Below are 25,074 nucleotides of genomic sequence, written 5' to 3'. Positions count from 1 at the left end.
TTACCCGCACGTATGGCACAGGTCACGGGGATTGCTGTGTGACCCTGACCGCAGTTTTCTAAGCGCTTGCTTTCCTCAGGTCAGGGGTGGGTGGTCCGTACCGGAGTGACCTCAGGCTCGGGTACCCGCCTCCTCTTCCGCCGTTTCAGCAACGCCCACGGCCCCCGAGGCCCGGTCGGCATCGCCGCGGTGACCTCCGTGCCCGGCTCCGAGGCCGCCTCCGCCGCCGCTCGTGCCACCGGCAGGAAGCCCTCGCGGCGGGACACGTCCGGGCGGTCCTCTTCCGCCGGCCAGAGGCCCAGGGCCGCGCAGACGGTCGGCAGGACCGCCATCGCCGCCGTCGCGTAGCCCTCCGTGGAGGGGTGGAAGTTGTCCGGGCCGAACAGCTCGCGCGGGTTCGCCGCGAACTCGGGGCCCAGCAGGTCGCCCAGCGACACCGTGCGCCCGCCCTGTTCGACCGTGCCGATCGTCTGGGCCGCCGCCAGTTGCCGGGAGGCCCGGCGGGCCAGCCAGCGCAACGGCTGCTGGACCTGCTCCACCGTCCCCAGGTCGGGACAGGTGCCGACGACCACCTCGGCACCGGCCGTGCGCAGCCGCCGTACCGTCGCCGAGAGGTGCCGGACCGATGTGGTCGGGTGCATGCGGTGGGTGACGTCGTTCGCGCCGATCATGATCACGCAGACGTCGGGCACACGGGAGGTGTCCGCGAGGGCGAGGGCGACCTGGCGGTCCAGGTCGTCGGACTGGGCGCCCGGGAGGGCCACGTTGCGCAGCTCGACCGGGCGTTCCGCGACCGCGGCCAGGCCCGAGGCCAGCAGCGCGCCCGGGGTCTGGGCCGCCCGGTGGACGCCCTGCCCGGCTGCCGTGGAGTCGCCGAGCATGGTCAGCCGCAGCGGCGGTTCACCCGGGGTGTCGTAGACATGGCCGTAGCGGCCGTCGGCGCTGGGCACATGGTTGCTGCCCGGCGCATGGCCGTTGCCCACATGCCGTTTCACGAAGCGCACCTCGGCCAGCACCAGGCCGATGGCCGCCGCGCCCACCAGTCCGGCCCCGCCGCCGCCGTACGCCGCACCGGCCGCGATCCGCCGGGCCACCCGCGCCCTCGACATCTTCGTCATACGCCGCCGCCACCTCCTCGTAGCCGTCATCCACTCCTTGCCCCGAACAGCACGTGGCCCAATCTCAAGAGGCGGTGAACGCCATTTATGGGCCTTAGGCTGGCGGGACCAATCACGACCACTTCTTTTGCAGCAACCGGAGACAACGGTGCAATTCCACGACTCGATGATCAGCCTCGTCGGCAACACCCCGCTGGTGAGGCTCAACAGCGTGACCGCGGGCATCCAGGCGACCGTTCTGGCCAAGGTGGAGTACTTCAACCCCGGCGGGAGTGTGAAGGACCGCATCGCCCTGCGCATGATCGAGGCGGCGGAGCAGAGCGGCGCGCTCAAGCCCGGCGGCACCATCGTCGAGCCGACCAGCGGCAACACCGGTGTCGGCCTGGCCATCGTGGCCCAGCAGAAGGGGTACCACTGCATCTTCGTGTGCCCCGACAAGGTGTCCACCGACAAGATCAACGTGCTGCGCGCGTACGGCGCCGAAGTGGTCGTGTGCCCGACCGCCGTGGACCCCGAGCACCCGGACTCGTACTACAACGTCTCCGACCGCCTGGTCCGCGAGACGCCGGGCGCCTGGAAGCCCGACCAGTACTCCAACCCCAACAACCCGCTCTCCCACTACCACTCGACCGGCCCCGAGCTCTGGGAGCAGACCGAGGGGAGGATCACCCACTTCGTGGCGGGCGTGGGGACCGGCGGCACCATCTCCGGCACCGGGCGCTACCTCAAGGACGCCAGCGACGGGAAGGTCCAGGTCGTCGGTGCCGACCCCGAGGGGTCCGTCTACTCCGGCGGCTCCGGACGGCCGTATCTCGTCGAGGGCGTCGGTGAGGACTTCTGGCCGACCGCCTATGACCGGACCGTCGCGGACGAGATCGTCGCCGTGTCCGACAAGGACTCCTTCCAGATGACCCGCCGGCTCGCGAAGGAGGAGGGGCTGCTCGTCGGCGGCTCCTGCGGGATGGCGGTCGTGGCCGCGCTGCGGGTCGCGGAGCGGCTCGGCCCGGACGACGTGGTCGTGGTCCTGCTCCCCGACAGTGGTCGTGGCTACCTCTCCAAGATCTTCAACGACGAATGGATGGCCGACTACGGCTTCCTGGAGGACGAGGGCCCCAGCGCCCGCGTCGCCGACGTCCTGAACGACAAGGTGCACGGCGCCATCCCGTCCCTCGTGCACATGCACCCGGACGAGACGGTCGGCGAGGCCATCGAGGTGCTGCGGGAGTACGGCGTCTCGCAGATGCCGATCGTGAAGCCGGGCGCCGGCCACCCGGACGTCATGGCGGCCGAGGTCGTCGGTTCGGTCGTCGAACGCGAGCTGTTGGACGCCCTGTTCACCCAGCGCGCCTCCCTCTCCGACCCGCTGGAGAAGCACATGTCGGCGCCGCTGCCGCAGGTCGGTTCCGGTGAGCCGGTGGGCGACCTGATGACCGTGCTGGGCGCGGCCGACGCGGCGATCGTCCTGGTCGAGGGCAAACCGACCGGTGTCATCAGCCGGCAGGACCTGCTGTCCTTCCTCGCCAAGGGCGGGAAGCAGTAGGAAACGTCCGGTGAACGGGCCGTGACGGCGGCGACTTTGCGGTTGCCTACCCAAACGGTGGACTTCGTTGAAGTGGTACGAGCGCGTCACGTCCACGCAGCACCCGCTTAACACGGGTACGGCAGATTAGTGGATGTCGGCAGGGCGGGAGCGGCTCCCCGCCTCGCCGACACAAAAACGGCGTCACGGACCTCCGGAGCGGCTCCCGGACCTCCACCGACGCCTAGGACGCGCACGCCCGGCCCTGACCCGGCACGCGTCCCTCGCGGGGACCGCCGTCGTCCCGCCCTCCCGGCAACGGGGGGTGCGGCGGTCCCCGCGCATAGCTTTTTTCCGCGGGCACATCGTCTACGACGCTGTCGTTGCCCAACTCCCCAGCAGCGCAAGCCTCTCCGCCGTCTGTGCCGCACGCGCTTCACACCGTAGGCGCACTCCGTCGGGGCAGAGGTCGCGCGAGGCCGGGTCGAGGAAGACATGGCGCGGGATGTTGCGGACGGCGGCGGGCATGCGGTCCATGCCGTCGAGCAGTACCTGAACACCGGGGCGGATGCGGGGAGTTGGCGTCCGGTCCTTCTTCGCGCGGTGGGGCCGGGCCACCGTACGCAGATAGGCGTGCTCCGTCTCGTCCAGGCGCAGCACGCGGGCGACCGCGTCGAGCACCGCGTCCGAGACGCTCGTGCCGCGCCCCTGCAGCGCACCCGGCACTGGTGTCGCCGCCTTGGGGGCTGCGCCCCCAAACCCCCACATCGGCCTGAACGGCCTCGTCCTCAGACGCCGGACCGGCTGAAGTTACCCTCACCGGTACCACGAAGCCTCCGTTGGCCTGCGGAGCTCTTCGCGGGATCGGTCAGGCGATCGCCGTTCAACTGGCCGCGAACGGGGCGCGGGTGGCACTGCTGGCCCGGCGCGGGAGCGGCTGGACGCGCTCGCCGGGAAGATCCGGGCCGAGGGGGGACAGGCCCTCGCGGTCGTCGCCGATGTCACCGACGACGCGTCCGTGGAGGCCGCCGCCCAGCGCGTCCACGACACGTACGGGCCCGTCGACCTCGTCGTCAACGCCGCCGGCTCATGCTGCCGCACGCCGTCGACGACGGGCGGTTCGACGAGTGGCGGCGGATGCTCGACACCTATCTCTCCCAGTCGCTGCGCACCGAGCTCGGGCACCGCGACCTACGGGTCACCAACATCGAACCGGGCCTGACCGACACCGAGTTGGGGACACATCTCGGCAGCGAGGAAACGACCCGCCAGCTGGACGAGATGTTCGGGGCGCTGGGCGGACTGTCCGCCGAGGAGGTCGCCGATGTCGTGGCCTACGCGGCGAGCCGGGCCCGGCACGTCGACCTGCGGCAGATCATGGTGCTGCCGACCCGCCAGGCGTGACCGGGGTGGTCAGTCCTCCCACTCGCTGTCCTGGGAGGACTTGCGGCGCCGGCCGCCGAACAACCCCGGGTTGGTGCGGGCGGCCTGGACGGCGTTGACGCCGACGATGCCGGCCCAGGCCACCAGGAGGCCGGGGAGGTGGGCGATGCCGCCGCCGATCGCGGAGAGCGGGATCGCCAGGACCATCGAGACGATGCCGAAGCCGAAGCGCTCGCCCCAGGAGTCGGTCGGCTTCGGCCCGCCGCGCGAGCCGCGGGCGACCACCATCTGCTGCTCGGCCAGCTGCCGGCGCACCCGGCGCTCCACCGCGCCGTCGATGCGCTGGTCGACCTTCTCCAGGAACGAGTCGACCAGCGCCGACTCGTACTCGTCACCCAGCTCCCTGCGCGCCTGCAGGGTGGCGTTGAGTTCCTTCTTGAGTTCGGCGTCGTGCGAGTCCATTCCCGTCATGCGACTCAGATTAGGGAGCGGTCGCGCCCGCTGCACTGGGGATAGCCCCCCTGTTGGAATTCGGGTTCACCGGGAGTACTCCGAGCGACTCCAGCACCTTGCGGTGACCGTGCTCCACACCCGTGATCCGGACCTCGATACCCCGGTCGCGCAGCTCGCCCACCGCCTCCTTCAGCGCCAGCGCGCCCGTCGCGTCCACCGCTGTGAGGCCGGAGAGCCGTAGATCCACGGCCGTCACATCGTGCACGCCGGCCAGGCTGCGGCGGAAGCGGTGGGCGGCGGCGAAGAGGAGGGGGCCGTCGAAGCGGTAGGTCACCGTGCCGGAGGTGTCGGGGAGTTCGTCGGTCGTGGCGGGGGTGAGGCGGGTGCCTCGCATCGCCGCGCGCAGGGCCAGCAGGACCGAGACGCCCAGGCCGATCAGGACCGCGCGCACCAGGTCGAGGGCGAGGGTGCCGGCCGCGGTGAGAACCAGGACCAGGGCGTCCCCGTGCGTCGAGCGGGCCATCGCGCGGACCGCGTCCGTCTCCACCATGCGGACCGCCGTCGCCAGCAGCACTCCGGCCAGTGCGGAAAGAGGGATACGGCCCACCAGCGGGGCCGCGACCGCGACGATCCCGGCGAGGATCACGGCGTGCGCGAGCGCGGCCAGACGGGAGGTGGCGCCGGTGCGGACGTTGACCGCCGTACGCGCGATCGCGCCCGTTGCCGGGACACCGCCGAAGAGCGGGGCCGCGAGGTTGGCGATGCCCTGGCCGAAGAGTTCCTTGCCGGGGTCGTGGCGCTCGCCCGGGCGCATCGCGTCCGCGACCGAGGCGGAGAGGAGGGATTCCAGGGCGGCCAGTGCCGCCACCGCTGCGGCCGGGAGGAGCAGCGTCGGGACTCGGGACACGTCCAGGAAGGCGAGGGAAGGCGCGGGGAGTGAGGACGGGAGGCTGCCCAGGCGGGTCACGTGCAGGTGCAGGGCCTCGGCCACGACCGTCGCCACGCCAACTGCCGCCAGGGAGAAGGGAACCGTCGGTTTCCAGCGCGCCCCGGCCGGCATCAGCGCGGCCGAGCCCAGGGCGAGGAGGAGGGCAGCCCAGTGCGGGGTCGCGGCGAACTCCTCGGCCGCGCGCGCCGCCACCACCGCCACCTGGTTGCCGGCCGGAGTGGGCACACCCAGCGCCGACGGCACCTGCTGGAGTCCGATGACACACGCGATGCCGATGGTGAAGCCGGCGATCACCGGCGCGGGGACGTACGCCATCGCCGTTCCCGCGCGGGCGAAGGCGAGCACGAGGAGCATGAAGCCGGAGATCAGCCCGACCGTGAGGACGCCGTTCGCGCCGTACTCGTGGACGATCGGGACGAGGACGACCGTCATCGCGCCGGTCGGGCCGCTGACCTGGCGCGCGGAGCCACCGAACAGCGCGGCGAGCGAGCCCGCCACGATCGCGGTGATCAGGCCGGAGGCCGCGCCGAGACCGGACGTCACCCCGAAACCGAGGGCGAGCGGGAGCGCCACGACGGCGACCGTGAGGCCGCACAGCAGGTCGCGGCGCGGGGCGCGGGTCATCGTGCGGAAGTCGGCGGGGGAGGGCAGGACGGAGAGCACGCCGTTCATGGTCATGGGCTTCTTCGCGTGAGTTGCGTGGGGGGAAGGGAGGGTTACGGCAGCAGGGACACGGCGCCCGTGTCGAGGTCGAAGCGCCCCGCCACGACGTGCGCCGGAGCGAAGGCGGGGTCGGCGCGGATCGCGTCCCTGACCCAGGCCGTGTGGGCGGTCATCGTGTGCTCGGCCCAGTCGCCGGGCAGTGCCCGGGTGCGGCGCGCGGCCGGGGCGATCTCGTCCACGAGGAGCGCGAGATGGCCGGGAACGGGGGCGCCGCTCTCCAGGTGCGCGAGCGTCGCCGCCACCGCCCCGCAGCGCTCGTGGCCGAGCACCAGCACCAGGGGGATGCGCAGTTCCTCGACGCCGTACTGGATGGACGCGAGCACCGCCTCGTCCAGGACCTCGCCCGCTGTCCTTATGCACAGCAGGTCGCCGAGGCCCTGGTCGAAGACCAGCTCGGGCGGCACCCGGGAGTCGATACAGCCGACGATCACCGCGAACGGGTGCTGTGCGGTGGCCAGTTGGTGGCGCAGCGGGCGGCTCTCGTCGGGGTGGCGGGAGTGGCCGCCGGCGTAACGGCGGTTGCCGTCGAGGAGTTCGGCGAGGGCTGCGGGGGCGGTGGTCGGGTGGAGCCGGGTGCCGACGGCGGCGGTGGCGGTCGTGGGGGCGGTGGCCAGCGCGCCGACGGCGGTGGCCGTCAGAAAGGCCCTGCGGTTCGAGGCCATGCGTTTCCTCAGGTGGTGTGCTTGTTCAGCACGTTGTGCTGTAGCGCTCAACCACCCTACGCATGCGATCAGTCACCCTAAGTGTGCGTTTAACGACACTTGGCTGATTCCTCGTCAGATCATCGACACGTCATTGCTTCGTGATGCCGTGCTGCTTCGCGTACGCGTTCGCCACGTCCTCCGGGTCCTTCTTGTCCTTGTCCACCTGGCGGTTCAGCTCGGTGAGTTGGGCCGTGGTGAGCAGATTGCCGAGGCTCGCCAGGGCCTTGCGGACCGTGGGGTCGGCCACCCGGTCGGCGATGAGCGGGACGATGTGCTGACTGGGGATCAGGGTCTTGGGGTCGGTCAGGACGACCCAGTCGTTGGCCTTGATGTCGGTGTCGGTGGTGAACAGGTTCGCCACGTCCACATCGCCCTTCTTCAGCGCGCCCTTCACCAACGGTCCGTCGGAATCAAGGGACTTGAACTCCTTGAACTCGATGCCGTAGACGTCCTTCAGCCCTACGACGCCCACCTGACGGGTCTTCACCTCGGCGGAGGCGCCGATGACGAGCTTGCCGTTGTGCTTCGCGAGGTCGGCCAGCGTGGCGAGGCCGTACTTCCTGGCGGTCTCGCGGGTGACGACGAAGCAGTCCGCGTCCTCGGCGATGCCGTAGGCCAGGACCTGGAGGCCGGAGGGGAGGGCGAGGGTGAGGGCGTTCTGCATCTCGCCCGCCTCCGCGACCTTGGACTTGGGCTGGAGGTAGGTGAGCAAAGAGCCCTGGTACTCGGGGAGGAGGTCGATGTCGCCGCTCTTGAGGGCGGGGAAGACGATCTCGCGGGTGCCGAGGTTGGGGCGGACCTTGACCTTCACTCCGGCCGCTTCGAGGGCGGCGGCGTAGAGGTAGCCGAGGACCTGGTTCTCGGTGAAGTTGGCGGTGCCGATGGTGACGCCGTTCTTGCTGGAGGCGCTGCCACCGCCGGCGGAGCCCCCGCCGTCGAGGGAGGTGACGCCGCTCGCGCAGGAGGACAGGACGGGGACGGCGACGGCCGTTCCGGCGAGGGCGCCGAGGAGGGTACGACGGTTCATTTCAGGTTCCTTCAGGTTCGGCGCGCCCCAAAGGGGCGCGGGGCCGTGCCGATGTCCGGCTACCGCCGGGTGGGCGCGACCAGCCACGACGAAGCCGCAGACGATAGACGGCACAGTCAGCGAAGCGCCGCCGTGCGGTGGCGGAAGAGGAAGCGCTGGAGGGCGGAGAGCCCGAGGTCGAGGACGATGGCGACGACGGCGACGAGCACCGCCCCGCCGAGCACCTGCACGAGGTCGCGCTGGGCGAGTCCGTCGAAGACGAAGCGGCCCAGGCCGCCGAAGGAGACGTACGCGGCGACGGTTGCCGTGGAGACCACCTGGATGAGGGCGAGCCGCAGGCCGGTCATGATCAGGGGGAGCGCGAGGGGCAACTCGACCTGGAAGAGGACTTGGTGGCCGCGCATGCCTTGCCCGCGTGCCGCGTCCTTCACGTCCGGGTCGACGGCCGTCATGCCGGCGTAGGTGTTCGTCACGATCGACGGGACCGCGAGGGCGACCAGCGCGATGTACACCGGCCACATCGACAGGCCGCTGGCCAGGAAGACCAGGACGACCAGGCCCACGGTCGGCAGGGCGCGGCCGAAGGAGGCGAGGTTGATCGCGAGGAACGCGCCCTTGCCGGTGTGGCCGATCAGCAGGCCGAGCGGGAGGCCGATCGCGGCCGCGATGAGGGTTGCCAGCAGCGAGTACTGGAGGTGCTCGGCGAGGCGGTGCGCGATGCCGTCCGTACCGGCCCACTGGGAGCCGCTGGTCAGCCACTTGGCGAGGTTCTTGAAGAGTTCGTACATCAGGCTCGCCGCCTCTTCCACGGGGTGAGTACGTACTGGAGGCCGACCAGGGCCGCGTCCGCGACCACCGCGAGCAGCAGGGTGAGGACCACGCCCACGATCACGGGCGTCGGGAAGTCGCGCTGGAAACCGTCGGTGAAGAGCTGGCCGAGGCCGCCGTCACCGATGTAGGTCGCGACCGAGACGAGCGAGATCGACATGACCGTGGCGATGCGGACGCCCGCCATGATGACCGGGAGCGCGAGGGGGAGTTCGACGGTGAGGAGCGTGCGCAGGGGGCGCGTGCCCATCGCCTTCGCGGCTTCCTTCGTCTTCGCGGGGACGGAGTCCAGACCCTCGACCGTGTTCCGCAGCAGCACGACCAGCGTGTAGACCGTCAGGCCGATGACCGTGGTGGTGCGGGTCAGGCCGCTGATCGGGAGCAGGAGTACGAAGATCGCGATCGACGGGATCGTGAAGAGCACGTTCGACAGGCCGAGCAGGAAGCCCCGGAGCGGGCGGACCCGGTGGGCGACCACGGCCAGCGGGAGCGAGATCAGCAGGCCGAAGAAGACGGCGGTCATCGCGGCCTGGAGGTGCGAGAACGTGAGGCTGGTCAGGTCGTCGGTGTGGTCGCCTATCCACGACCAGTCGACGCTCACGCCGCTACCCGCGCTTCGGCGTGCGCCTGGCCCGCGTAGGTGTGGATGTCGTCGCGGGACGAGACGCCGGTGAGGACGCCGTCGGCGTCGACGCGGGCGATCAGGCCGGTGGGCGAGGCCACGGACTCGTCGAGCGCGGCCAGCAGCGAGTCGCCGTCGCGGAGCGGTCGTACGGGGATCTCGGCGTCCTTGGCGGCCCAGTGGAGGGGCTTGCGGGCCTCGTCGAGGACGAGGGTCCAGGTGCCGCCCTCGGGAGCCGGGCCCTGCGGGACGTCGGCGAGGGTCTTCAGCGAGAGCAGCTTGAGGCCGCGCTCGGCGCCGAGGAAGTCGGCCACGAAGTCGTCGGCCGGGCGGGCGAGGAGTTCGGCGGGGGCCGCGCACTGGACGAGGTGGCCGCCGGTGCGGAAGATCGCGATGCGGTCGCCGAGTCGTACGGCCTCGTCGATGTCGTGCGTGACGAAGACGATGGTCTTGTTCAACTCCTTCTGCAGGCGCAGCAGTTCGTCCTGGAGCTGGGTGCGGACCACTGGGTCGACGGCGCCGAAGGGCTCGTCCATCAGCAGCACCGGCGGGTCGGCGGCGAGCGCGCGGGCCACGCCGACGCGCTGCTGCTGGCCGCCGGAGAGCTGGTGCGGGTACCGCTTGCCGGCGTCGGCGGCGAGACCGACCGTCTCAAGGAGTTCGGCGGCACGGGCGCGTGCCTTCTTCCGGCCGTGGCCCAGCAGGAGCGGCACGGTGGCGATGTTGTCGAGGACCGTGCGGTGCGGGAAGAGCCCCGACTGCTGGATGACGTACCCGATGGAGCGGCGCAGCTCGGCGGCGTCCTGCTGGGTGACGTCCTTGCCGCCGACCTTGATGACGCCCGAGGTCGGGTCGATCATCCGGTTGATCATCCGAAGGGTGGTCGTCTTGCCGCAACCGGAGGATCCGACCAGTACGGTGACCCCGCCTTCCGGCATCTCCAGGGAGAGATCGTGAACTGCTGTCGTGCCGTTGGGGAAGCGCTTGTGGACCGCGTCGAACTGGATCATGAGTTGTCCCTTGCCCGGCTGTATAACGTCATGCAGAGTTCTCGGTGTCTGAATAGTTTGTCAATGTCTCCGCGTTAATCCGAGGTAACGGATGCCCGGCTGGCAAGATCGAGTGTCCTGATTGAGGGGAGTTTGGGGCCTTATGCCGTCTCGTATCGTGGACGCCGCCGATGCGATGGTGTCCGGGAGCTCCGACCTCGTCGTCCTCGACGGGGTCGGCTTCGGGGTCGCCGATGTCGTCCGGCTCGCCGACGGGGACGCCCGGCCGGTCCCCGGTACCGACGCGATGAAGCGCGCGACCGAGTCCTGGGACGCGGCCCGCCAGATCGCCGCGACCGGCCGCGTCTACGGCCGCTCGACCGGCGTCGGCGCCAACCGGAACGAGGACGTGCCCACCGAGGCCGCCGCCGAACACGGCCTGCGGCTCCTGCGCAGCCACGCCGGCGCGATCGGCGACGAACTCCCGGCCCGGGAGGTGCGGGCCATGCTCGCCGTCCGTGCCAACCAGCTGCTCGCGGGCGGCGCGGGACTGCGGCCGACGGTCGTCACCGCGCTGTGCGAGGCGCTGGAGAGCGGGGTGCATCCGGTCGTCAACGAGTTCGGCTCGGTGGGGACCGGGGACATCGCCGCGCTGGCCCAGGTGGGGCTGGCGTTGGTGGGGGAGCGGCCCTGGCGAGGTGCCGAAAACGGTCTATCCGGCGTCCCCGAGCCCCAACCCCTCGACAACAACGACGCGTTGGCCCTCATCAGCAGCAACGCCCTCACCCTCGGGCAGTCCGCCCTCGCGCTGTACGAGTTGCGCGGGCTCATCGGTGCCACCCAGGTCGTCGGGGCGCTCTCACTGCTCGCCGTCGACGGGTCGCACGAGCCGTTCGCCGCGCCCGTGCACGCGGCCCGTCCGCACCGGGGATCGACCGAAGTCGCCCGCCGGATGCGGGAGTTGATCGGTGCCGCCGACCGGCCCACCCCTCCCCTCGGGCGGATCCAGGACCCGTACGGCTTCCGGTGTCTGCCGCAGATCCACGGGCCCGCGCACGATGCGGCGGACGCGCTGGAGGAGGTCCTCGCGATCGAGATCAACGCGGCCGCCGAGAACCCCTTCATCTCCGCCGAGGACATGACCGCCTACCACCACGGCGGCTTCTACCAGGCCCAACTCGCCCTCGCCCTGGACCACTTCAGGCTCGCGCTCACCCAGGTGGCCCGGCTGTCGACGTCCCGGCTCTCCTCCCTCAACGAGCCCGCGTTCACCCGCCTCAAGCCCTTCCTCGCCGACAACGAACCCGCCTCCTCCGGCGTGATGATCCTGGAGTACGCCGCCGCTGCCGCCCTCGGCGATCTGCGCGCGTTCTCGGCTCCCGCCTCGCTCGGGCACGCTGTACTCTCCCGGGGCGTCGAGGAACAGGCCAGCTTCGCCTCGCTCGCCGCCCGTCAGACACTGCGCGCCTGCCGCGCGTACCGTCTCGTCGTGGGCTGCGAACTCGTCGCCGCCGTACGGGCGTTGCGCCAGCGCGACCTGCGGCCCGACCCGGAACTGCCGGTCGGCCGCGCGCTGGAGCTCGCCGAGGCGGTGCTCGCCGACGACCCGGCGGACCGGCCGCTCACGGACGATGTGACGGCGGCGGCCGGACTGCTGGACCGGTTCACCGAGATCTGGAGGGGGAACACGTCATGACCGTGGATGGGAGCCTGGACGAGACGGTGGACGGGAGCCTGGAGGGAACCTTGGACAGGAGTACGGGTGTGACCGACAGCCCGGCCGCACGGCTGCAGACGCTCTTCGAGGGGCACCGGCTCACGCCGACCCAGCGGCGCATCGCGCACAGCATGGTGCGCCGCGCCGCCGAGGTGCCGTTCCTGTCCAGCGTGGAACTCGCCGAACTCGCCGGGGTCAGCCAGCCCTCCGTGACCCGCTTCGCGGTCGCCCTCGGCTTCGACGGCTACCCGGCGCTGCGCAAACACCTCCGCGAGGTCGCGCCCGCCGAGTCCGTCACCGACACGGCGTCGTACAACGAGTACCAGCAGGCCGTAGAGGCCGAGATCGAGAACCTCAAGCACCTCGCCGAGATACTGGCCGACCCCCGCCCGGTCGCCAAGGCCGGCCGTCTCCTCGCCGCCTCCCGCCCGCTGCCGGTGCTCGGGCTGCGCGCGGCTGCCTCCCAGGCGTACGGCTTCGCGTACTTCGCCGCCAAGGTCCATCCGGACGTACGGCTGCTCAACGAGGGCGGCACGATGATCCACGACCGGATCGACGCGGCCGTCCGGGCCGGGGCCACCGCCCTGCTGTGCTTCGCGCTGCCCCGGCATCCGCGCGAGGTCGTGGACACGCTGGCCTACGCGCGGGAGGCGGGCCTGACCGTCGTCACCGTCGCGGACTCGGCGTTCGCGCCGGTCGCCAAGGTGTCCGACCTGCTGATCCCGGCCGCCGTCGGCACCGGGCTCGCCTTCGACACGGCGTGCGCGCCGATGCTGCTGGGCCGGGTGCTGCTGGAGGCGATGTGCGACGACCTGCCGGACGCGCAGGCCCGGCTGGAGGAGTTCGACGCGCGGGCGGCGGCGCGGGGGCTGTTCGTGGAGTGATTGGGCGTCAAGTGCCGTGTGTGCGTGTGTGGTTCTGCGTCGGGGCCGTCCGGGTTGTGGTTGCCGGGCGGCCCCTTCCCGTCAGGTGACGCGGCGCAGGATCTTCTGTGTCACCGGCAGCAGTGCCCAGCACAGGGACGCCCAGTGTGTGACCAGGGCGACGGGGATCGAGACGGCGAAGGTCACGATCGTCGCGTCCACCCATGCCAGGGTCTCCGCGATCACCGCGCGCGGGGCGTCCGGGCGCAGCAGCCCGGACCTGCGCAGATCCGCGACGGCCAGTCTGAAGGACAGGCTGGTCAGGGCCTGGCCGGCCGCGTACACGATGAACTGGATCCGGAACGCGTCCGCCTCGCTGGTCAGCAGTTTCGTCGTGAACGGCGTGACGACGATCAGCAGCAGCCACAGCAGGTTCCAGCGGATGGCCCCGCCGGAGAGACCGGTCACGTACCGGAAGAGGCGCTGGTGGAGCATCCACTGCATGGCGATGGCCGCGAAGCTGACGAGGAACGCGAAGTACTCCGTCAGGTGTTCGCGCAGGAAGTGCTGCACGCCCGCGTCGCCGTGCGCATCCGCGCCGGGGACCGGCAGTTCGAGGGCCAGCAGGGTGATGGCGATGGCCACCACCGCGTCCGAGAAGTAGATCAGCCGCTCCGGACTCGCCGGTGCGATCCGCTCGGCGGGCCCGGTCGTTCCGTCGTGCGTGCTCATGCGATCGCCTGTCCGGCCGCGGCCTTGGCTCGGGCGGCGTAACGGCCGGAGAGGACGAACGGGACGACGAACGCCAGGACTTGGACGGTGACCAGCGGCGCGGTCGCGGAGTGGTCGTAGCCGACCACCAAGGCGCAGGCGAGCGCGCCGAGGGTGAACGCGGCTGCCCATATCGACGTCAGGACCATGTTGACCCGGATGAACCGGGGCGCGTGCCAGAACTCCTGCGGCACCTCGGCCCGGGCGAAGGTCAGGGTGAAGGGGCGGCGCACGGCGAGGGAGGCCAGGGCCGTGGCCGCCAGGGTGGCGTTCGCCAGCGCGCAGATCCAGTTCCGCAGCCCCGACGACGGGTCCGCCAGCGCGACGACGGCCATGACCACGAAGAAGGCGCAGGTGGCGGCGCCCAGCAGGTCGACACCGCGGGCGCGGAGCTGCCCGGCGAGTAACCAGAGCGCGGCCAGTGCGGCGGCGCCCGTGCCCAGTCGCCAGTCGACCGGGCTCAGGGCCGCGTAACACAGCCAGGGTGCGAAACCGCGGACATAGTTCACCGGTGTCTTCCTCCACGAGTCCAAGAGCCAAACCGGGGAGTCCAATGTTGGACGGTAAGATTATGACCGTCCAACTCTCGACCGTCCAGTCAGGATTAATGAAATACCGGAAAGGTAGGGTGAGTTCATGAGCCTGCCCCACGCCCTCCTCGGGCTCCTCTCCGAACAGCCCGCCAGCGGCTACGACTTGCTCAAGCGGTTCGACGAGGGGCTGTCGGCCGTGTGGCCCGCCCAGAAGAGCCAGGTCTACAGCGAACTGGCCAAGCTCGACGAGAACGGTCTGATCGAGATCACCGGCACGGGCGCCCGCCAGCGCCGCGAGTACGGCATCACCGACGCGGGCCGCGCCGAACTGCGCCGCTGGCTCACCGAACCCGACCTCGACCTCGCCTTCCGCAGCGCCGCACTCCTCCGCGTCTTCTTCCTGTGGACCCTCAACAGCGGCGAAGGCGCCGCGTATCTGGAGAAGTTCGCCGACCACAACCACGCGCGGCTCACGGCGCTGCAGGCCATCCACGACAACGCGAAGTGGGTGGGCGACCCCGTCCAGGTCTGCGGCTGGCTCATGCTCGAATACGGCCTGCGGGGTTCCGAGACCGCCGAGCAGTGGGCCCGCTGGGCCGCGGGGGAGCTCACCGAGCGCCTGGACACGCCCTCCTGACCCTGGGCAAGGGCCCCTGACTCGGGGAAAGGGCGAACAAGCCCGTTCTCAGACTCGTCTCACGTTCGCTCACTAGTCTCGCGGCCCGACGGAACTGTGCCGGGACGACCAGGAGGCAGGACGTGGCACGCGGAGATCGCAGAGTCCAGGGGCTGGCCCGAGTGGCCGTCGTCGTACGGGCCGGAGCCGCCCCGCTGTGGTGGTGCGGGGTGCTGGCGGCGGGTGTCGGAGTGCTGCTGCCCGGCATCACCGGGCGCCGGATCGGGGTGATGGCAGGGGCGGCCCTGTTCATCGTCACGGCGGCCGTCGTGACGTACGCGCGCCGCAGGCGCTACACCGCCCTCGCCCGTGGCGCCGCCCGGGCCGGCAAGCACGATGTGCTCCAGGACCGCGCGGTGTCCGTACGGAACTGGCGCCGCGCCCACCGCTGGTGGATCGTGCTCGCCTTCGCGCTCGCGCTGGGCAGCGGGTTCGCCGTGCCGGCGGCGGGCGGCATGCTGCTCGCCGGGGCCGGCACGGGCCTGCGGCTGAAGGCCGCCTGGCTGGGGCGCCGGGAACGGGCCGACGACGTACTGCTGTGGATCCGCGTGGACTGGCTGGACAAGCGGGGCGGCGCCCCCGCCGGGAAATCCGTCAAGGGCTACCGCTCCACCGGCATCGCCGCGGGCGACGCCACCCCGGGCGGGGCGCGCCGCCGCGGCGACGTGTACGCGTAGCCGGGCTCCGGACCCGGTTTTCAGACCTCCAGGTCCGCCTCGATCTTCTTCAGCTGGTGGCGGGCCATCGCCAGGTTGCTGCGGCTGGCGTCCAGCACCAGGTAGAGGAACAGACCGTTGCCGCCGCGGCCCTTGATCAGCCGGATCAGGTGGTACTGGCTCGACAGGGTGATCAGGATGTCCTCGATGTCGCCCTTCAGGCCGAGGTGCTCCATGGTGCGCATCTTGGCGCGCACCACGTCGGTGTTGCCGGCCGCGGCGACGCCGAGGTCGAAGGTCTTGCTGCCGCCCATCGTGCCGAGCGCCATACCGCTGGTGTAGTCGACGAGCGCGACTCCGGTCGCGCCCTCGATGGAGGTCAGCGCCTCTTTGAGCGAGGTTTCGGTGTTGGCCATGACAGTGCTCCCTTGGGTCCGTTCAACTTTCCGTGGTGGTGCGCGCGTTGGTCGTTGCGGTGGTGCGTGGTGCGCGCGCCGTTCTCGTTCGTGCGGTGGTGGCTTTTGCGGGCGCCTTGACGGGCGCCGCGTCGGCCCGCTCGGCGGCCTCGGCCGGCGCCGCCGCCTCGGCGTCGACCAGTTCCCCGATCCGGGCCCCCGTGCGGCGGCCCTCCAGCAGCAGCCGGCCGACGTTGACGCGGTCCTGGGCGAGCACGGTCAGCACTGCGCCCCGGCCCGCCGCGTAGGTCGCGACATAGCCGTAGACCCCGCGCACCAGCAGCTCGCGGAAGTCGCCCTGCCCGGTCGCGTCCGCCATCCGTACGGCCACGCCCAGCGCCGTCACGGTGAGCGCCGCGACCCGCTCCGGTTCGATGCCCGGGGTGTCCTGCGCCAGCACGAGACCGTCGACACCCGCCGTCAGCGCCCCCGTCAGCTGCGGCACCCGGGCTCTCAACCGGCGCAGCTCGTCCAGGATTTCGGCCTCGGAGGCCATCGGCTCTCTCCTCTCGGCGCGTGCTCGCTGCCACTCAAAGGGCCTCCAGCGCATCCCTGAGCCTCTTCAGCAATGTGATGTCGGGGTCGGTGACGTCGGGCGGGGGCAGGACGGCGGGCGGTGCGGGCGGCCGGGGCGAGACGAGCCCCGCCGACACCAGCCGCCGGACGTCCAGCAGCGTGGGGTACGCCCGCCGGCCCAGCAGCCGCGCGATCTCCGGCGCCGTCCGCACCCCGTCCACCCGCGCCAGTACGGCGGCCTGCCGGGGTGTGATCGGCGGGGGCGCGACGGGTTCGGCCCGCACCAGCGGCGCGCCGTCCGTCGCCGCGTCCGGCCAGACGCGGTGCAGCAGTTCGCGGCGGCGCAGCGTCTCGCGCTCCAGGGCGGCCACCGGAACCGGCCGCACGGAGCCCAGTGGATGCGTGACCCCGTACCGGAAACGCCCCGGGGTGCTGCTCGGCGCGAGCACGAAGTACGCCGCGTCGTACAGCGCCCCGAGCTGGCACAGTTCCAGCGCGCCCGGGCTGAGCAGGCCGCCGTCCAGCAGTAGCCGGGTGGTGGCGTGCCGGTCGTCCGTCGCGTTGGCGGCCGCCTCCCAGGCCTCGGCGCGCAGGGTGCCGTGCGCGGTGAGGAGCAGGTCGAGACCGGGGGCGGACGGGCTCTCGGCGTGCACCACATGGCCCGCGACGAGATGAAGACTGCCGCGCTCGCGGACGAGAACACCGGTGGCCTTCTCCGCCGCGAGCCTGGTCAGCATCGGCGACACCCCGCCCCAGGCCCGGTCGACGGCGGCGGCCTTGTCCCGCACCGGCAGCCGGGGCGGCGGGGTGGTCGGCGTGGTCCTGAGAGCGGTCATCCCAGCACCAGCCGACCCGCCATCTCGCCGAGCCGGATCCGGGCCAGCGCGAGATTGCCCTCCGCGCGGGCCAGCCACAGATGCAGGAACACACTGCTGTCGAACGACGTCCGCACGAACCGCAGCACGTGATAGCTGTCCCGGTTGCTGACGATCAGATCCTCCAGCGGAGGATCGTCGGCCTCCTTTCCGTCCTCCGCGTCGGACGCGAACGCCCGGTGCTCGGCCGCCAGCCGCGCCAGCTCCGCGGCCTCGGCCGCACTGGCCTCCTGGTCACCCCCGGGCGACTCTCCTACGACGCCCAGGGCCAGCCCGCTGGTCCAGTCGACCAGCGCGGCGCCCCGGGCACCGGGCAGTCGCATGGCCTCCAGTAAGCACTCGTCGATTCCGGGCACCGTGGCTCCCCTCCCGCCTGCGGTTCGGCTGAGTGACGACGAAGCTACGCACCGTGTGGCCGAGGGGTGAGGGATCTGGCATTTTCCAGTGGGACATGCCCGGAGTGACTAAGGTGGGTCAACTGACCCTGTTTTCGCACCAGTTGCGTGAGCCAGTTGAACCGTGCGCCCACCGGCGTGCGTCAACGGCGCCCGGGTTCGCGCAAGGTGGTGAGCGCGGTGGCGTGCGCCCCTCCGGATTCGGCCACGATCTCCGCCATCGTCTGGGGCCTCCGCACGGTCGCGAACGCCACACCGCCGGAACCGTCCGGGACGAAGCCGTAAATGCCGGGCCGGGCAAGGGAGTTGTAGGCGTAGTGGGCCGCGAAGTAGTACGCCCCGGTGTCCAGCGCCGCCGCGTGGTCACCCTGCTCAAGCAGCGGCAGTGCCTGCCCCTCGGCCAGCAGATCACCCGCGAAGCAGGCCGGACCGGCGACGTCCTGCACCACCGCGGGGCCCGACTTGGGCCGCCCCTTCCCGTCGTAGGCGGCGATCCGCAGCGGCCACGACTGCGGCGCGTACACCGTCCGCGTCGCCACCTGCACCCCCGCGTGCGTGACCGCGATCGGCCGCCCGCCGGCGGTCTTCGCGTACTCGACCCGGGCCACCACCGTCCCCTGCTTGGCCAGCATCGACCGCCCGAACTCGGTCACCAGCCCGTACCGCCCGTCGAACAGCCCCGGCACCGTCTCCCTCAGCAGCCGCGCGTACTCCGCGTACGTCGGACTCGTCGCGTCCGAGCCGAAGTTGACCCCCAGCCCGCCGCCGATGTCGAGCGTGTCGATCTGCGGCCGCCCGAGCCGCGCGTTGATCTCCTCCGCCAGCTCGTACGTCTCCGCGACGCCCCGCGCCAGCAGTTCCAGCGGGATGCCCTGCGACCCGGTGTGCGCGTGCAGCCGGGTCAGCCACGGCCGCTCGGCGAACGCCCGCACCACCCACTCGCGCGCCCCCTCGTCCCGCAGCGCCACCCCGAACTTCGAGGTCGCCGTCGCGGTGGAGAGCGCCGCGATGGAACCCGCGCCGATCTGCGGATTGACCCGGATCCCGAGCGGCGAACGACTGCTCGCCGACCTCATCAGCCCGTCGATCCGCGCCAGCTCCTGCGGGTTGTCGACGTTCACGGCGATCCCCAGTGCCAGCGCCTCCCGCAGCTCGGCCGGCGTCTTCGCGGGCGCGTCGAGCACGGTCCGCTCCGGCCGGACACCGGCCGCCCGTGCGAGGGCCAGCTCACCGGGGCTCGCCACTTCCGCGCCGATGCCCTCCTCGCGCAGCAGCCGCAGCACCGGCACGAGGGGGCTCGCTTTGACGGCGAACGCGTGCAGCACCGGTGTCCCGGGCGCCGTCACCTCGTCGAACGCCGCCCGCAGCGCCGCCGCAGACTCCCGGATCCCGGTGACGTCCAGCAGCGCGACGATGGGGGAGTCCGGCCCCAGCAGCCCCTGTTCGACGGCGGCCCGCACCGCCTGGTCCCGGCGCGCGGTCCGCTCGGCGCCGTCCGTGTGACCCTGGTGTACGTCGTTCACTGCGTCCCCCGTCGTGTCGTTGCCCGTGGTCGTTACATCCAGCCAAACATCCAGAGCCTGCCCACATCGGCGCCGCCATGTATTGACTAGTTCTATTCAGAACGCCAGGATGTGAATAACCGCAGTAAAGATGCGTACGCAGATCCGCTGAGAGCAGTCCGCTAGGAGGCAGACCATGTCAGGACCCCGCCCCGTACGAGCACCGCGCGGTACGGAACTGAGCGCCCTGGGATGGCAGCAGGAAGCCGCCCTGCGGATGCTGCAGAACAACCTGGACCCCGAGGTCGCCGAACACCCCGACAAGCTCGTCGTCTACGGCGGCACCGGCAAGGCCGCCCGCGACTGGCGCTCCTTCGACGCCATGGTCCGCACCCTGCGCACCCTCAAGCAGGACGAGACGATGCTCGTCCAGTCCGGCCGCCCGGTCGGCGTGATGCAGACCCACGAGTGGGCGCCGCGCGTCCTCATCGCCAACTCCAACCTCGTCGGCGACTGGGCCAACTGGGAGGAGTTCCGGCGCCTTGAGGCCCTCGGCCTCACCATGTACGGGCAGATGACCGCCGGTTCCTGGATCTACATCGGCACCCAGGGCATCCTCCAGGGCACCTACGAGACCTTCGCCGCCGTCGCCGCGAAGAAGTTCAACGGCACCCTCGCCGGGACCATCACCCTCACCGCCGGACTCGGCGGCATGGGCGGCGCCCAGCCGCTCGCCGTGACCATGAACGACGGCGTCGCGATCTGTATCGACGTCGACCCGCGCGCCATCGAGCGCCGCATCGAACACCGCTACCTCGACGTCCGCGCGGACTCGCTCGCGCACGCCCTCCAGCTCGCCGTCGAGGCCCGCGACGCCCGCCGCCCGCTCTCCATCGGCCTCCTCGGCAACGCGGCCGAACTGCTCCCGCAGATGCTCGCCGAGGGCGCCCCCATCGACATCGTGACCGACCAGACCTCGGCCCACGACCCCCTCGCCTACCTGCCGATCGGCATCGCCTTCGAGGACATGGCCGACGCCGCCGCCAAGGACCCGGCGGGCTTCACCGTCCGCGCCCGTGAGTCCATGGCCAAGCACGTCGAGGCGATGGTCGGCTTCATGGACGCAGGCGCCGAGGTCTTCGACTACGGCAACTCGATCCGCGGCGAGGCCCAGCTCGCCGGGTACGAGCGGGCGTTCGCCTTCCCCGGCTTCGTCCCCGCCTACATCCGCCCCCTGTTCTCCGAGGGCAAGGGCCCCTTCCGCTGGGCCGCCCTGTCCGGCGAGGCCTCCGACATCCACAAGACGGACAAGGCGATCCTCGACCTCTTCCCGGAGAACGAGTCCCTGCACCGCTGGATCAAGCTGGCCGGCGAACGCGTCCACTTCCAGGGCCTGCCGGCCCGCATCTGCTGGCTCGGCTACGGCGAGCGCGACAAGGCCGGTGAGCGCTTCAACGACATGGTCGCGAGCGGCGAGTTGGCAGCGCCCCTGGCCATCGGCCGCGACCACCTCGACTGCGGCTCCGTCGCCTCCCCGTACCGCGAGACCGAGGCCATGCTCGACGGCTCCGACGCGATCGCCGACTGGCCGCTGCTGAACGCGATGGTCAACGTCGCCTCCGGCGCGTCCTGGGTCTCCATCCACCACGGGGGCGGTGTCGGCATGGGCCGTTCCATCCACGCGGGCCAGGTCTCGGTGGCCGATGGCACGAAGCTTGCCGGCGAGAAGATCCGCCGCGTGCTGACGAACGACCCCGGCATGGGCGTCATCCGGCACGTCGACGCCGGGTACGACATCGCGGAGCGGGTCGCCGACGAGCGGGGTGTGCGGGTGCCGATGCGCGAGGGTGACGACGCGTGATCCTTCCGGGAGAGCAGCGGGGCGGCAACTCCTCGACGGGGGCGGGTCTCCCATCGCCGGGCGCGAGCGCGGAGGCGGGTGCGAGCGCCGGCATCGGTGCTCGCGCCGGTGCGGTGGTGGCGGTCGGCGGTGACTCCTTCCACTCGATGTGGAGCGAGTTGCTCCCCATCGGCCGGCACCCTGACTCAGGCGGCTATCGCCGTTTCGCCTGGACCGGCGCCGACGCCGAATGCCGGGCCTGGTTCGAGGAGCAGGCCAAAGCGCGCGGCCTGACCTACGAACTCGACCGCAACGGCAACCAGTGGGCCTGGCTCGGCGACCCCACCGCCGGGGATGCCGTGGTCACCGGGTCGCACCTCGACTCGGTACCCGACGGCGGAGCCTTCGACGGGCCCCTCGGCGTCGTCTCGTCCTTCGCCGCGCTCGATGAACTGCGGGGCAGGGGCGCGGAGTTCACGAAGCCGCTTGCCATCGTCAACTTCGGGGACGAGGAAGGCGCCCGCTTCGGGCTCGCCTGTGTCGGGTCGCGGCTCGCCGCCGGGCAGCTGACCGTCGAGCAGGCGCACCGGCTGACCGACGGGGACGGGGTCACGCTGCCGCAGGCCATGGTGGCGGCGGGCTACGACGCCGACGCCATCGGCCCCGACCCCGAACGGCTCGCCCGTATCGGCGCGTTCGTCGAACTCCACGTCGAACAGGGTCGCGCGCTGGACCTGTCCGGCGACCGGGTCGGCATCGCCAGCGCCATCTGGCCGCACGGGCGGTGGCGGTTCGACTTCCGGGGTGAGGCCAACCATGCCGGTACGACGAGGCTGGTGGACCGGCGGGACCCCATGCTGTCGTACGCCGAGACCGTGCTCGCCGCCCGCCGCGAGGCCCAACTCGCCGGTGCCGTCGCCACGTTCGGGAAGATCGCGGTCGAGCCGAACGGCGTCAACGCCATCCCCTCCCTGGTGCGCGGCTGGCTCGACTCCCGCGCCGCCGACCAGGACACCCTGGACACCGTGGTCACCGGCGTCGAGAAGGCGGCCCGTGAGTACGCGGAGGCGCACGGCGTCGACCTCGACGTCGTCCGGGAGTCCTTCACCCCCGTCGTCGAGTTCGACCATGCCCTGCGCGACGAACTCGCCCGCGTCCTGGGCAAGGACACCGGCCTCAAGGTCCCCGTCCTGGGCACCGGTGCCGGACACGACGCCGGAATCCTCTCCGGGAGCATCCCGACCGCCATGCTGTTCGTGCGCAACCCCACGGGCGTCTCGCACTCCCCGGCCGAGTTCGCGGCCGAGGACGACTGCGTGGCCGGGGTGACCGCACTCGCCGACGTACTGGAAGGGCTGGCCTGCAGGTGACGCACCCCACCACGCGGACGTACTGGCTGGAACACGCCTGGCTCGACACCAACGTCGAGCCGGGCGTCGCCCTGGAGGTGAGCGACGGACGGATCGCGGCCGTCCGCACCGACGTCGACCCCCCGCCTCCCGGCGCCGAGATCCTGCGCGGACTCACCCTCCCCGGGCTCGCCAACGCCCACAGCCACGCCTTCCACCGCGCCCTGCGCGGCACCGTCCAGGTCGGCTCCGGCACCTTCTGGACCTGGCGGGAGTTCATGTACTCCTTCGCCGACCAGCTGACCCCGGACACCTACCACGCACTGGCCCGCGCGGTGTACGCCGAGATGGCGCTGGCCGGGATCACGGCGGTCGGCGAGTTCCACTACGTGCACCACGCCCACGGCGGCACCCCGTACGCCGACCCCAACGCCATGGGCGAGGCCCTCGTCGCCGCCGCCTCCGAAGCCGGCATCCGCATCACCCTCCTCGACACCGCCTACCTCTCCTCCGGCTTCGGGCAGCCCCCCAACCACCACCAGCTCCGCTTCTCGGACGGAAGCGCGGACGCCTGGGCGGAACGCTGTTCACTTCTCAAGGAACGGGATCACGCGCGGATCGGTGCCGCCATCCACTCCGTACGGGCCGTGCCCGCACGGGAGTTGGCGACCGTGGCCCGCTGGGCCGAGGAGCGGCGGGCGCCGCTCCATGTGCATCTCTCCGAGCAGACCGCTGAGAACGACGCCTGCCGCACCGCCCACGACTGCACGCCGACCCGACTCCTCGCCGATCACGGCGTGTTGGGCCCCCGCACCACGGGCGTCCACAACACGCACCTCACGGACGAGGACATCGCGCTGCTCGGCTCGACCGGCACGGGCACCTGCATGTGCCCGACGACTGAACGCGACCTCGCCGACGGCATCGGCCCCGCCGTGGCCCTCCAGCGAGCCGGCTCACCGCTCTCCCTCGGCTCCGACAGCCACGCCGTCATCGACCTGCTCGAAGAAGCCCGCGCGATGGAGCTGAACGAGCGCCTGCGCACCCGCACCCGGGGTCACTGGACGGCCGCGGCCCTGCTCCGCGCGGCCTCCGCCGACGGCCACGCGGCCCTCGGCTGGGACGAGGCGGGCAGCCTCACGGCAGGCGCCCTCGCCGACTTCACGACGATCGCGCTCGACTCGGTCAGGACAGCGGGGCCGGTGCCCAGGCTCGGCGCCGAGACGGCCGTATTCGCGGCGACGGCAGCGGACGTACGGCACACCGTCGTGGGCGGCCGGCACGTCGTACGCGACGGAGCGCACGCTTTCGTACCGGACGTGCCGCAAGCGCTCGCGCAGGCCGTCGAAGCCCTGCGCGCCTGACAACCACCCACGAGGACACGATGAGCAGCAGCACTGTCATCACCAACATCGCCACGCTGGTCACCAACGACCCCTCCCTCGCTGACAGTTCCCCTCTCGGTCTGATCCAGGACGCGGCCGTGGTCATCGACGGCGACCGCGTCGCGTGGACCGGTGAATCAAGCAAAGCACCCGCCACTGACAATCGGGTCGACGCCGGTGGGAGGGCGGTCCTGCCCGGCTTCGTGGACTCCCACTCGCACCTCGTCTTCGCCGGCGACCGCACGCAGGAGTTCAACGCCCGGATGTCCGGGCGGGCGTACAGCGCGGGCGGCATCCGTACGACGGTCGCGGCGACGCGTGCGGCGAGCGACGCGGAACTGGAGGCGAACCTCACCCATTACCTCGACGAGGCGCTTCGCCAGGGCACGACCACCTTCGAGACGAAGTCCGGCTACGGCCTGACGGTCGCCGACGAGTCCCGCGCCCTGCGGATCGCCGCCGCGCACACCGACGAGGTGACGTATCTCGGCGCGCACATCGTCTCGCCCGACTACGCAGGCGACCCCGCCGCGTACGTGGCACTGGTGACCGGCGAGATGCTCGACGCCTGTGCCCCGTACGCCCGTTGGATCGACGTCTTCTGCGAGAAGGGCGCCTTCGACGGCGACCAGGCGCGCACGATCCTGAGCGCCGGCAAGGCGAAGGGCCTGCACCCGCGCATCCACGCCAACCAGCTCTCCTACGGCCCCGGCGTCCAGCTCGCCGTCGAACTGGACGCGGCGAGCGTGGACCACTGCACGCATCTGACCGACGCGGACGTGGACGCGCTGGCGAGCGGCCGTACCGTCGCGACCCTGCTGCCCGGTGCCGAGTTCTCGACGCGGGCCCAGTGGCCGGACGCGCGCCGTCTGCTGGACGCCGGGGTCACCGTCGCGCTGTCCACGGACTGCAACCCCGGCTCGTCCTTCACGTCCTCCGTGCCGTTCTGCGTCGCGGTGGCGGTGCGGGACATGGGGATGACCCCGGACGAGGCGGTGTGGTCGGCCACGGCGGGCGGAGCGGCGGCGTTGCGCCGGGACGACGTGGGGCGGATCGCACCGGGCGCCCGCGCCGACCTGATCCTGCTGGACGCGCCCAGCCATGTGCATTTGGCCTACCGGCCGGGCGTGCCGCTGGTCAGCGGGGTGTGGCGGCGGGGAACGCGGGTCGTCTGACGACGGCGGGACTCACCGCTCCGTCGCGTCGGCCTCACCTCTGGCCTGGAG

24 protein-coding genes and 2 pseudogenes are annotated in these 25,074 nt (G+C 71.6%); 10 read left to right on the top strand and 16 right to left on the bottom strand.

Features of this window, described 5'->3' with window-relative positions:
• Window positions 1–80 precede the first annotated feature (80 nt).
• Window positions 81–1,118, bottom strand: coding sequence for an SGNH/GDSL hydrolase family protein (locus OH768_RS20970; RefSeq protein WP_406455773.1), 1,038 nt, complete (start codon window positions 1,116–1,118; stop codon window positions 81–83).
• 148 nt (window positions 1,119–1,266) lie between these two features.
• Between OH768_RS20970 and OH768_RS20965 the strand changes: the two genes are divergently transcribed.
• Window positions 1,267–2,658 (top strand): cystathionine beta-synthase, encoded by a 1,392-nt coding sequence (locus tag OH768_RS20965; protein WP_359603433.1) that lies wholly within the window; start codon window positions 1,267–1,269, stop codon window positions 2,656–2,658.
• A gap of 378 nt (window positions 2,659–3,036) precedes the next feature.
• Here OH768_RS20965 and OH768_RS20960 read toward each other — a convergent pair.
• Window positions 3,037–3,348: pseudogene (locus OH768_RS20960) on the bottom strand (transcriptional regulator); the annotation flags it as partial.
• A 128-nt stretch (window positions 3,349–3,476) separates the two neighbouring features.
• Here OH768_RS20960 and OH768_RS20955 point away from each other — a divergent pair.
• A pseudogene (locus OH768_RS20955) lies at window positions 3,477–4,041 on the top strand (SDR family oxidoreductase).
• A gap of 9 nt (window positions 4,042–4,050) precedes the next feature.
• On the opposite strand, the gene OH768_RS20950 reads toward OH768_RS20955, so the two are convergent.
• The 7 genes from OH768_RS20950 to OH768_RS20920 all read right to left on the bottom strand — a co-directional run bounded on the left by OH768_RS20950 (window position 4,051) and on the right by OH768_RS20920 (window position 10,336).
• On the bottom strand, window positions 4,051–4,482 hold the full coding sequence (locus tag OH768_RS20950; RefSeq protein WP_406465377.1) for a hypothetical protein: 432 nt from the start codon (window positions 4,480–4,482) through the stop codon (window positions 4,051–4,053).
• Window positions 4,483–4,501: 19 nt separating this feature from the next.
• Window positions 4,502–6,100 carry a SulP family inorganic anion transporter gene (locus OH768_RS20945; protein ID WP_406455771.1) on the bottom strand — a complete coding sequence of 533 codons (1,599 nt, stop codon included), beginning with the start codon at window positions 6,098–6,100 and terminating at the stop codon, window positions 4,502–4,504.
• A 38-nt stretch (window positions 6,101–6,138) separates the two neighbouring features.
• Window positions 6,139–6,807, bottom strand: coding sequence for a carbonic anhydrase (locus OH768_RS20940; RefSeq protein WP_406455769.1), 669 nt, complete (start codon window positions 6,805–6,807; stop codon window positions 6,139–6,141).
• A gap of 130 nt (window positions 6,808–6,937) precedes the next feature.
• Window positions 6,938–7,876: an ABC transporter substrate-binding protein gene (locus tag OH768_RS20935; RefSeq protein ID WP_406455767.1), complete on the bottom strand. Its 939-nt coding sequence runs from the start codon at window positions 7,874–7,876 to the stop codon at window positions 6,938–6,940.
• 116 nt (window positions 7,877–7,992) lie between these two features.
• Complete coding sequence (locus OH768_RS20930) at window positions 7,993–8,664, bottom strand: ABC transporter permease (protein WP_406465376.1); 672 nt, start codon at window positions 8,662–8,664, stop codon at window positions 7,993–7,995.
• A complete protein-coding gene (locus OH768_RS20925) occupies window positions 8,664–9,305 on the bottom strand; it encodes an ABC transporter permease (protein ID WP_019066704.1) in 642 nt (213 codons plus the stop codon). The genes OH768_RS20930 and OH768_RS20925 overlap by 1 nt, the downstream gene beginning before the upstream one ends.
• The gene (locus OH768_RS20920) at window positions 9,302–10,336 is read right to left on the bottom strand and encodes an ABC transporter ATP-binding protein (protein ID WP_406455764.1); all 1,035 of its coding nucleotides are present in this window, start codon (window positions 10,334–10,336) and stop codon (window positions 9,302–9,304) included. Before OH768_RS20920 ends, OH768_RS20925 begins: the two co-directional genes overlap by 4 nt.
• A gap of 142 nt (window positions 10,337–10,478) precedes the next feature.
• Here OH768_RS20920 and OH768_RS20915 point away from each other — a divergent pair, with 142 nt between their 5' ends.
• Both OH768_RS20915 and OH768_RS20910 read left to right on the top strand, forming a co-directional pair.
• Window positions 10,479–12,011: an aromatic amino acid ammonia-lyase gene (locus tag OH768_RS20915; RefSeq protein ID WP_406455762.1), complete on the top strand. Its 1,533-nt coding sequence runs from the start codon at window positions 10,479–10,481 to the stop codon at window positions 12,009–12,011.
• Window positions 12,008–12,916, top strand: coding sequence for a MurR/RpiR family transcriptional regulator (locus tag OH768_RS20910; protein ID WP_359603412.1), 909 nt, complete (start codon window positions 12,008–12,010; stop codon window positions 12,914–12,916). Before OH768_RS20915 ends, OH768_RS20910 begins: the two co-directional genes overlap by 4 nt.
• 81 nt (window positions 12,917–12,997) lie before the next feature.
• Here OH768_RS20910 and OH768_RS20905 read toward each other — a convergent pair whose 3' ends face one another.
• Window positions 12,998–13,627 (bottom strand): TMEM175 family protein, encoded by a 630-nt coding sequence (locus OH768_RS20905; protein ID WP_359603410.1) that lies wholly within the window; start codon window positions 13,625–13,627, stop codon window positions 12,998–13,000.
• Entirely contained in the window at window positions 13,624–14,175 is a 552-nt protein-coding gene (locus OH768_RS20900) for a hypothetical protein (RefSeq protein ID WP_406455759.1), read from the bottom strand. The genes OH768_RS20905 and OH768_RS20900 overlap by 4 nt, the downstream gene beginning before the upstream one ends.
• A 127-nt stretch (window positions 14,176–14,302) precedes the next feature.
• Between OH768_RS20900 and OH768_RS20895 the strand changes: the two genes are divergently transcribed.
• Window positions 14,303–14,836, top strand: a complete 534-nt coding sequence (locus OH768_RS20895; RefSeq protein ID WP_359603406.1) for a PadR family transcriptional regulator — start codon at window positions 14,303–14,305, stop codon at window positions 14,834–14,836.
• Window positions 14,837–14,958: 122 nt separating this feature from the next.
• Window positions 14,959–15,552 (top strand): hypothetical protein, encoded by a 594-nt coding sequence (locus OH768_RS20890; RefSeq protein ID WP_406455757.1) that lies wholly within the window; start codon window positions 14,959–14,961, stop codon window positions 15,550–15,552.
• A gap of 20 nt (window positions 15,553–15,572) precedes the next feature.
• On the opposite strand, the gene OH768_RS20885 is transcribed toward OH768_RS20890, so the two are convergent.
• From OH768_RS20885 to OH768_RS20865, 5 genes are all read right to left on the bottom strand, one after another.
• Window positions 15,573–15,947: a hypothetical protein gene (locus tag OH768_RS20885; RefSeq protein WP_406455755.1), complete on the bottom strand. Its 375-nt coding sequence runs from the start codon at window positions 15,945–15,947 to the stop codon at window positions 15,573–15,575.
• 22 nt (window positions 15,948–15,969) lie between these two features.
• Window positions 15,970–16,482 (bottom strand): roadblock/LC7 domain-containing protein, encoded by a 513-nt coding sequence (locus OH768_RS20880; RefSeq protein WP_406455753.1) that lies wholly within the window; start codon window positions 16,480–16,482, stop codon window positions 15,970–15,972.
• Between the two features lie 34 nt (window positions 16,483–16,516).
• Window positions 16,517–17,338: a transcriptional regulator gene (locus OH768_RS20875; protein WP_406455751.1), complete on the bottom strand. Its 822-nt coding sequence runs from the start codon at window positions 17,336–17,338 to the stop codon at window positions 16,517–16,519.
• Window positions 17,335–17,733: a hypothetical protein gene (locus OH768_RS20870; RefSeq protein WP_359603397.1), complete on the bottom strand. Its 399-nt coding sequence runs from the start codon at window positions 17,731–17,733 to the stop codon at window positions 17,335–17,337. Before OH768_RS20870 ends, OH768_RS20875 begins: the two co-directional genes overlap by 4 nt.
• A gap of 182 nt (window positions 17,734–17,915) precedes the next feature.
• On the bottom strand, window positions 17,916–19,295 hold the full coding sequence (locus tag OH768_RS20865; protein WP_406455749.1) for a diaminopimelate decarboxylase: 1,380 nt from the start codon (window positions 19,293–19,295) through the stop codon (window positions 17,916–17,918).
• Window positions 19,296–19,470: 175 nt separating this feature from the next.
• On the opposite strand from OH768_RS20865, the gene hutU reads away from it, so the two are divergent.
• From hutU to hutI, 4 genes are all read left to right on the top strand, one after another.
• Window positions 19,471–21,135, top strand: coding sequence for a urocanate hydratase (gene hutU / locus OH768_RS20860; RefSeq protein ID WP_406455747.1), 1,665 nt, complete (start codon window positions 19,471–19,473; stop codon window positions 21,133–21,135).
• Window positions 21,136–21,281: 146 nt separating this feature from the next.
• Complete coding sequence (locus tag OH768_RS20855) at window positions 21,282–22,484, top strand: allantoate amidohydrolase (protein ID WP_406465374.1); 1,203 nt, start codon at window positions 21,282–21,284, stop codon at window positions 22,482–22,484.
• A complete protein-coding gene (locus OH768_RS20850; RefSeq protein ID WP_406455745.1) occupies window positions 22,481–23,827 on the top strand; it encodes a formimidoylglutamate deiminase in 1,347 nt (448 codons plus the stop codon). The genes OH768_RS20855 and OH768_RS20850 overlap by 4 nt, the downstream gene beginning before the upstream one ends.
• Window positions 23,828–23,847: 20 nt before the next feature.
• Complete coding sequence (gene hutI / locus OH768_RS20845) at window positions 23,848–25,023, top strand: imidazolonepropionase (RefSeq protein ID WP_406455743.1); 1,176 nt, start codon at window positions 23,848–23,850, stop codon at window positions 25,021–25,023.
• The last annotated feature ends 51 nt before the right edge of the window (window positions 25,024–25,074 follow it).

Origin of the sequence: Streptomyces sp. NBC_01622 (genome assembly GCF_045209635.1) — a bacterium.
Classification (GTDB): Bacteria; Actinomycetota; Actinomycetes; order Streptomycetales; family Streptomycetaceae; genus Streptomyces.
Note: the sequence above shows the minus strand (reverse complement) of the source record. Positions and strands in the feature narration are given on the sequence as shown.

What these genes read in the sequence shown, in the direction of transcription:
- OH768_RS20970 (WP_406455773.1), bottom strand. Translation starts at nt 1,118, where the DNA reads ATGACGAAGATGTCGAGGGCGCGGGTGGCCCGGCGGATCGCGGCCGGT.
- OH768_RS20950 (WP_406465377.1), bottom strand. Translation starts at nt 4,482, where the DNA reads ATGGACTCGCACGACGCCGAACTCAAGAAGGAACTCAACGCCACCCTG.
- OH768_RS20945 (WP_406455771.1), bottom strand. Translation starts at nt 6,100, where the DNA reads ATGACCATGAACGGCGTGCTCTCCGTCCTGCCCTCCCCCGCCGACTTC.
- OH768_RS20940 (WP_406455769.1), bottom strand. Translation starts at nt 6,807, where the DNA reads ATGGCCTCGAACCGCAGGGCCTTTCTGACGGCCACCGCCGTCGGCGCG.
- OH768_RS20935 (WP_406455767.1), bottom strand. Translation starts at nt 7,876, where the DNA reads ATGAACCGTCGTACCCTCCTCGGCGCCCTCGCCGGAACGGCCGTCGCC.
- OH768_RS20930 (WP_406465376.1), bottom strand. Translation starts at nt 8,664, where the DNA reads ATGTACGAACTCTTCAAGAACCTCGCCAAGTGGCTGACCAGCGGCTCC.
- OH768_RS20920 (WP_406455764.1), bottom strand. Translation starts at nt 10,336, where the DNA reads ATGATCCAGTTCGACGCGGTCCACAAGCGCTTCCCCAACGGCACGACA.
- OH768_RS20915 (WP_406455762.1), top strand. Translation starts at nt 10,479, where the DNA reads ATGCCGTCTCGTATCGTGGACGCCGCCGATGCGATGGTGTCCGGGAGC.
- OH768_RS20910 (WP_359603412.1), top strand. Translation starts at nt 12,008, where the DNA reads ATGACCGTGGATGGGAGCCTGGACGAGACGGTGGACGGGAGCCTGGAG.
- OH768_RS20905 (WP_359603410.1), bottom strand. Translation starts at nt 13,627, where the DNA reads ATGAGCACGCACGACGGAACGACCGGGCCCGCCGAGCGGATCGCACCG.
- OH768_RS20895 (WP_359603406.1), top strand. Translation starts at nt 14,303, where the DNA reads ATGAGCCTGCCCCACGCCCTCCTCGGGCTCCTCTCCGAACAGCCCGCC.
- OH768_RS20885 (WP_406455755.1), bottom strand. Translation starts at nt 15,947, where the DNA reads ATGGCCAACACCGAAACCTCGCTCAAAGAGGCGCTGACCTCCATCGAG.
- OH768_RS20880 (WP_406455753.1), bottom strand. Translation starts at nt 16,482, where the DNA reads ATGGCCTCCGAGGCCGAAATCCTGGACGAGCTGCGCCGGTTGAGAGCC.
- OH768_RS20875 (WP_406455751.1), bottom strand. Translation starts at nt 17,338, where the DNA reads ATGACCGCTCTCAGGACCACGCCGACCACCCCGCCGCCCCGGCTGCCG.
- hutU (WP_406455747.1), top strand. Translation starts at nt 19,471, where the DNA reads ATGTCAGGACCCCGCCCCGTACGAGCACCGCGCGGTACGGAACTGAGC.
- OH768_RS20855 (WP_406465374.1), top strand. Translation starts at nt 21,282, where the DNA reads ATGTGGAGCGAGTTGCTCCCCATCGGCCGGCACCCTGACTCAGGCGGC.
- hutI (WP_406455743.1), top strand. Translation starts at nt 23,848, where the DNA reads ATGAGCAGCAGCACTGTCATCACCAACATCGCCACGCTGGTCACCAAC.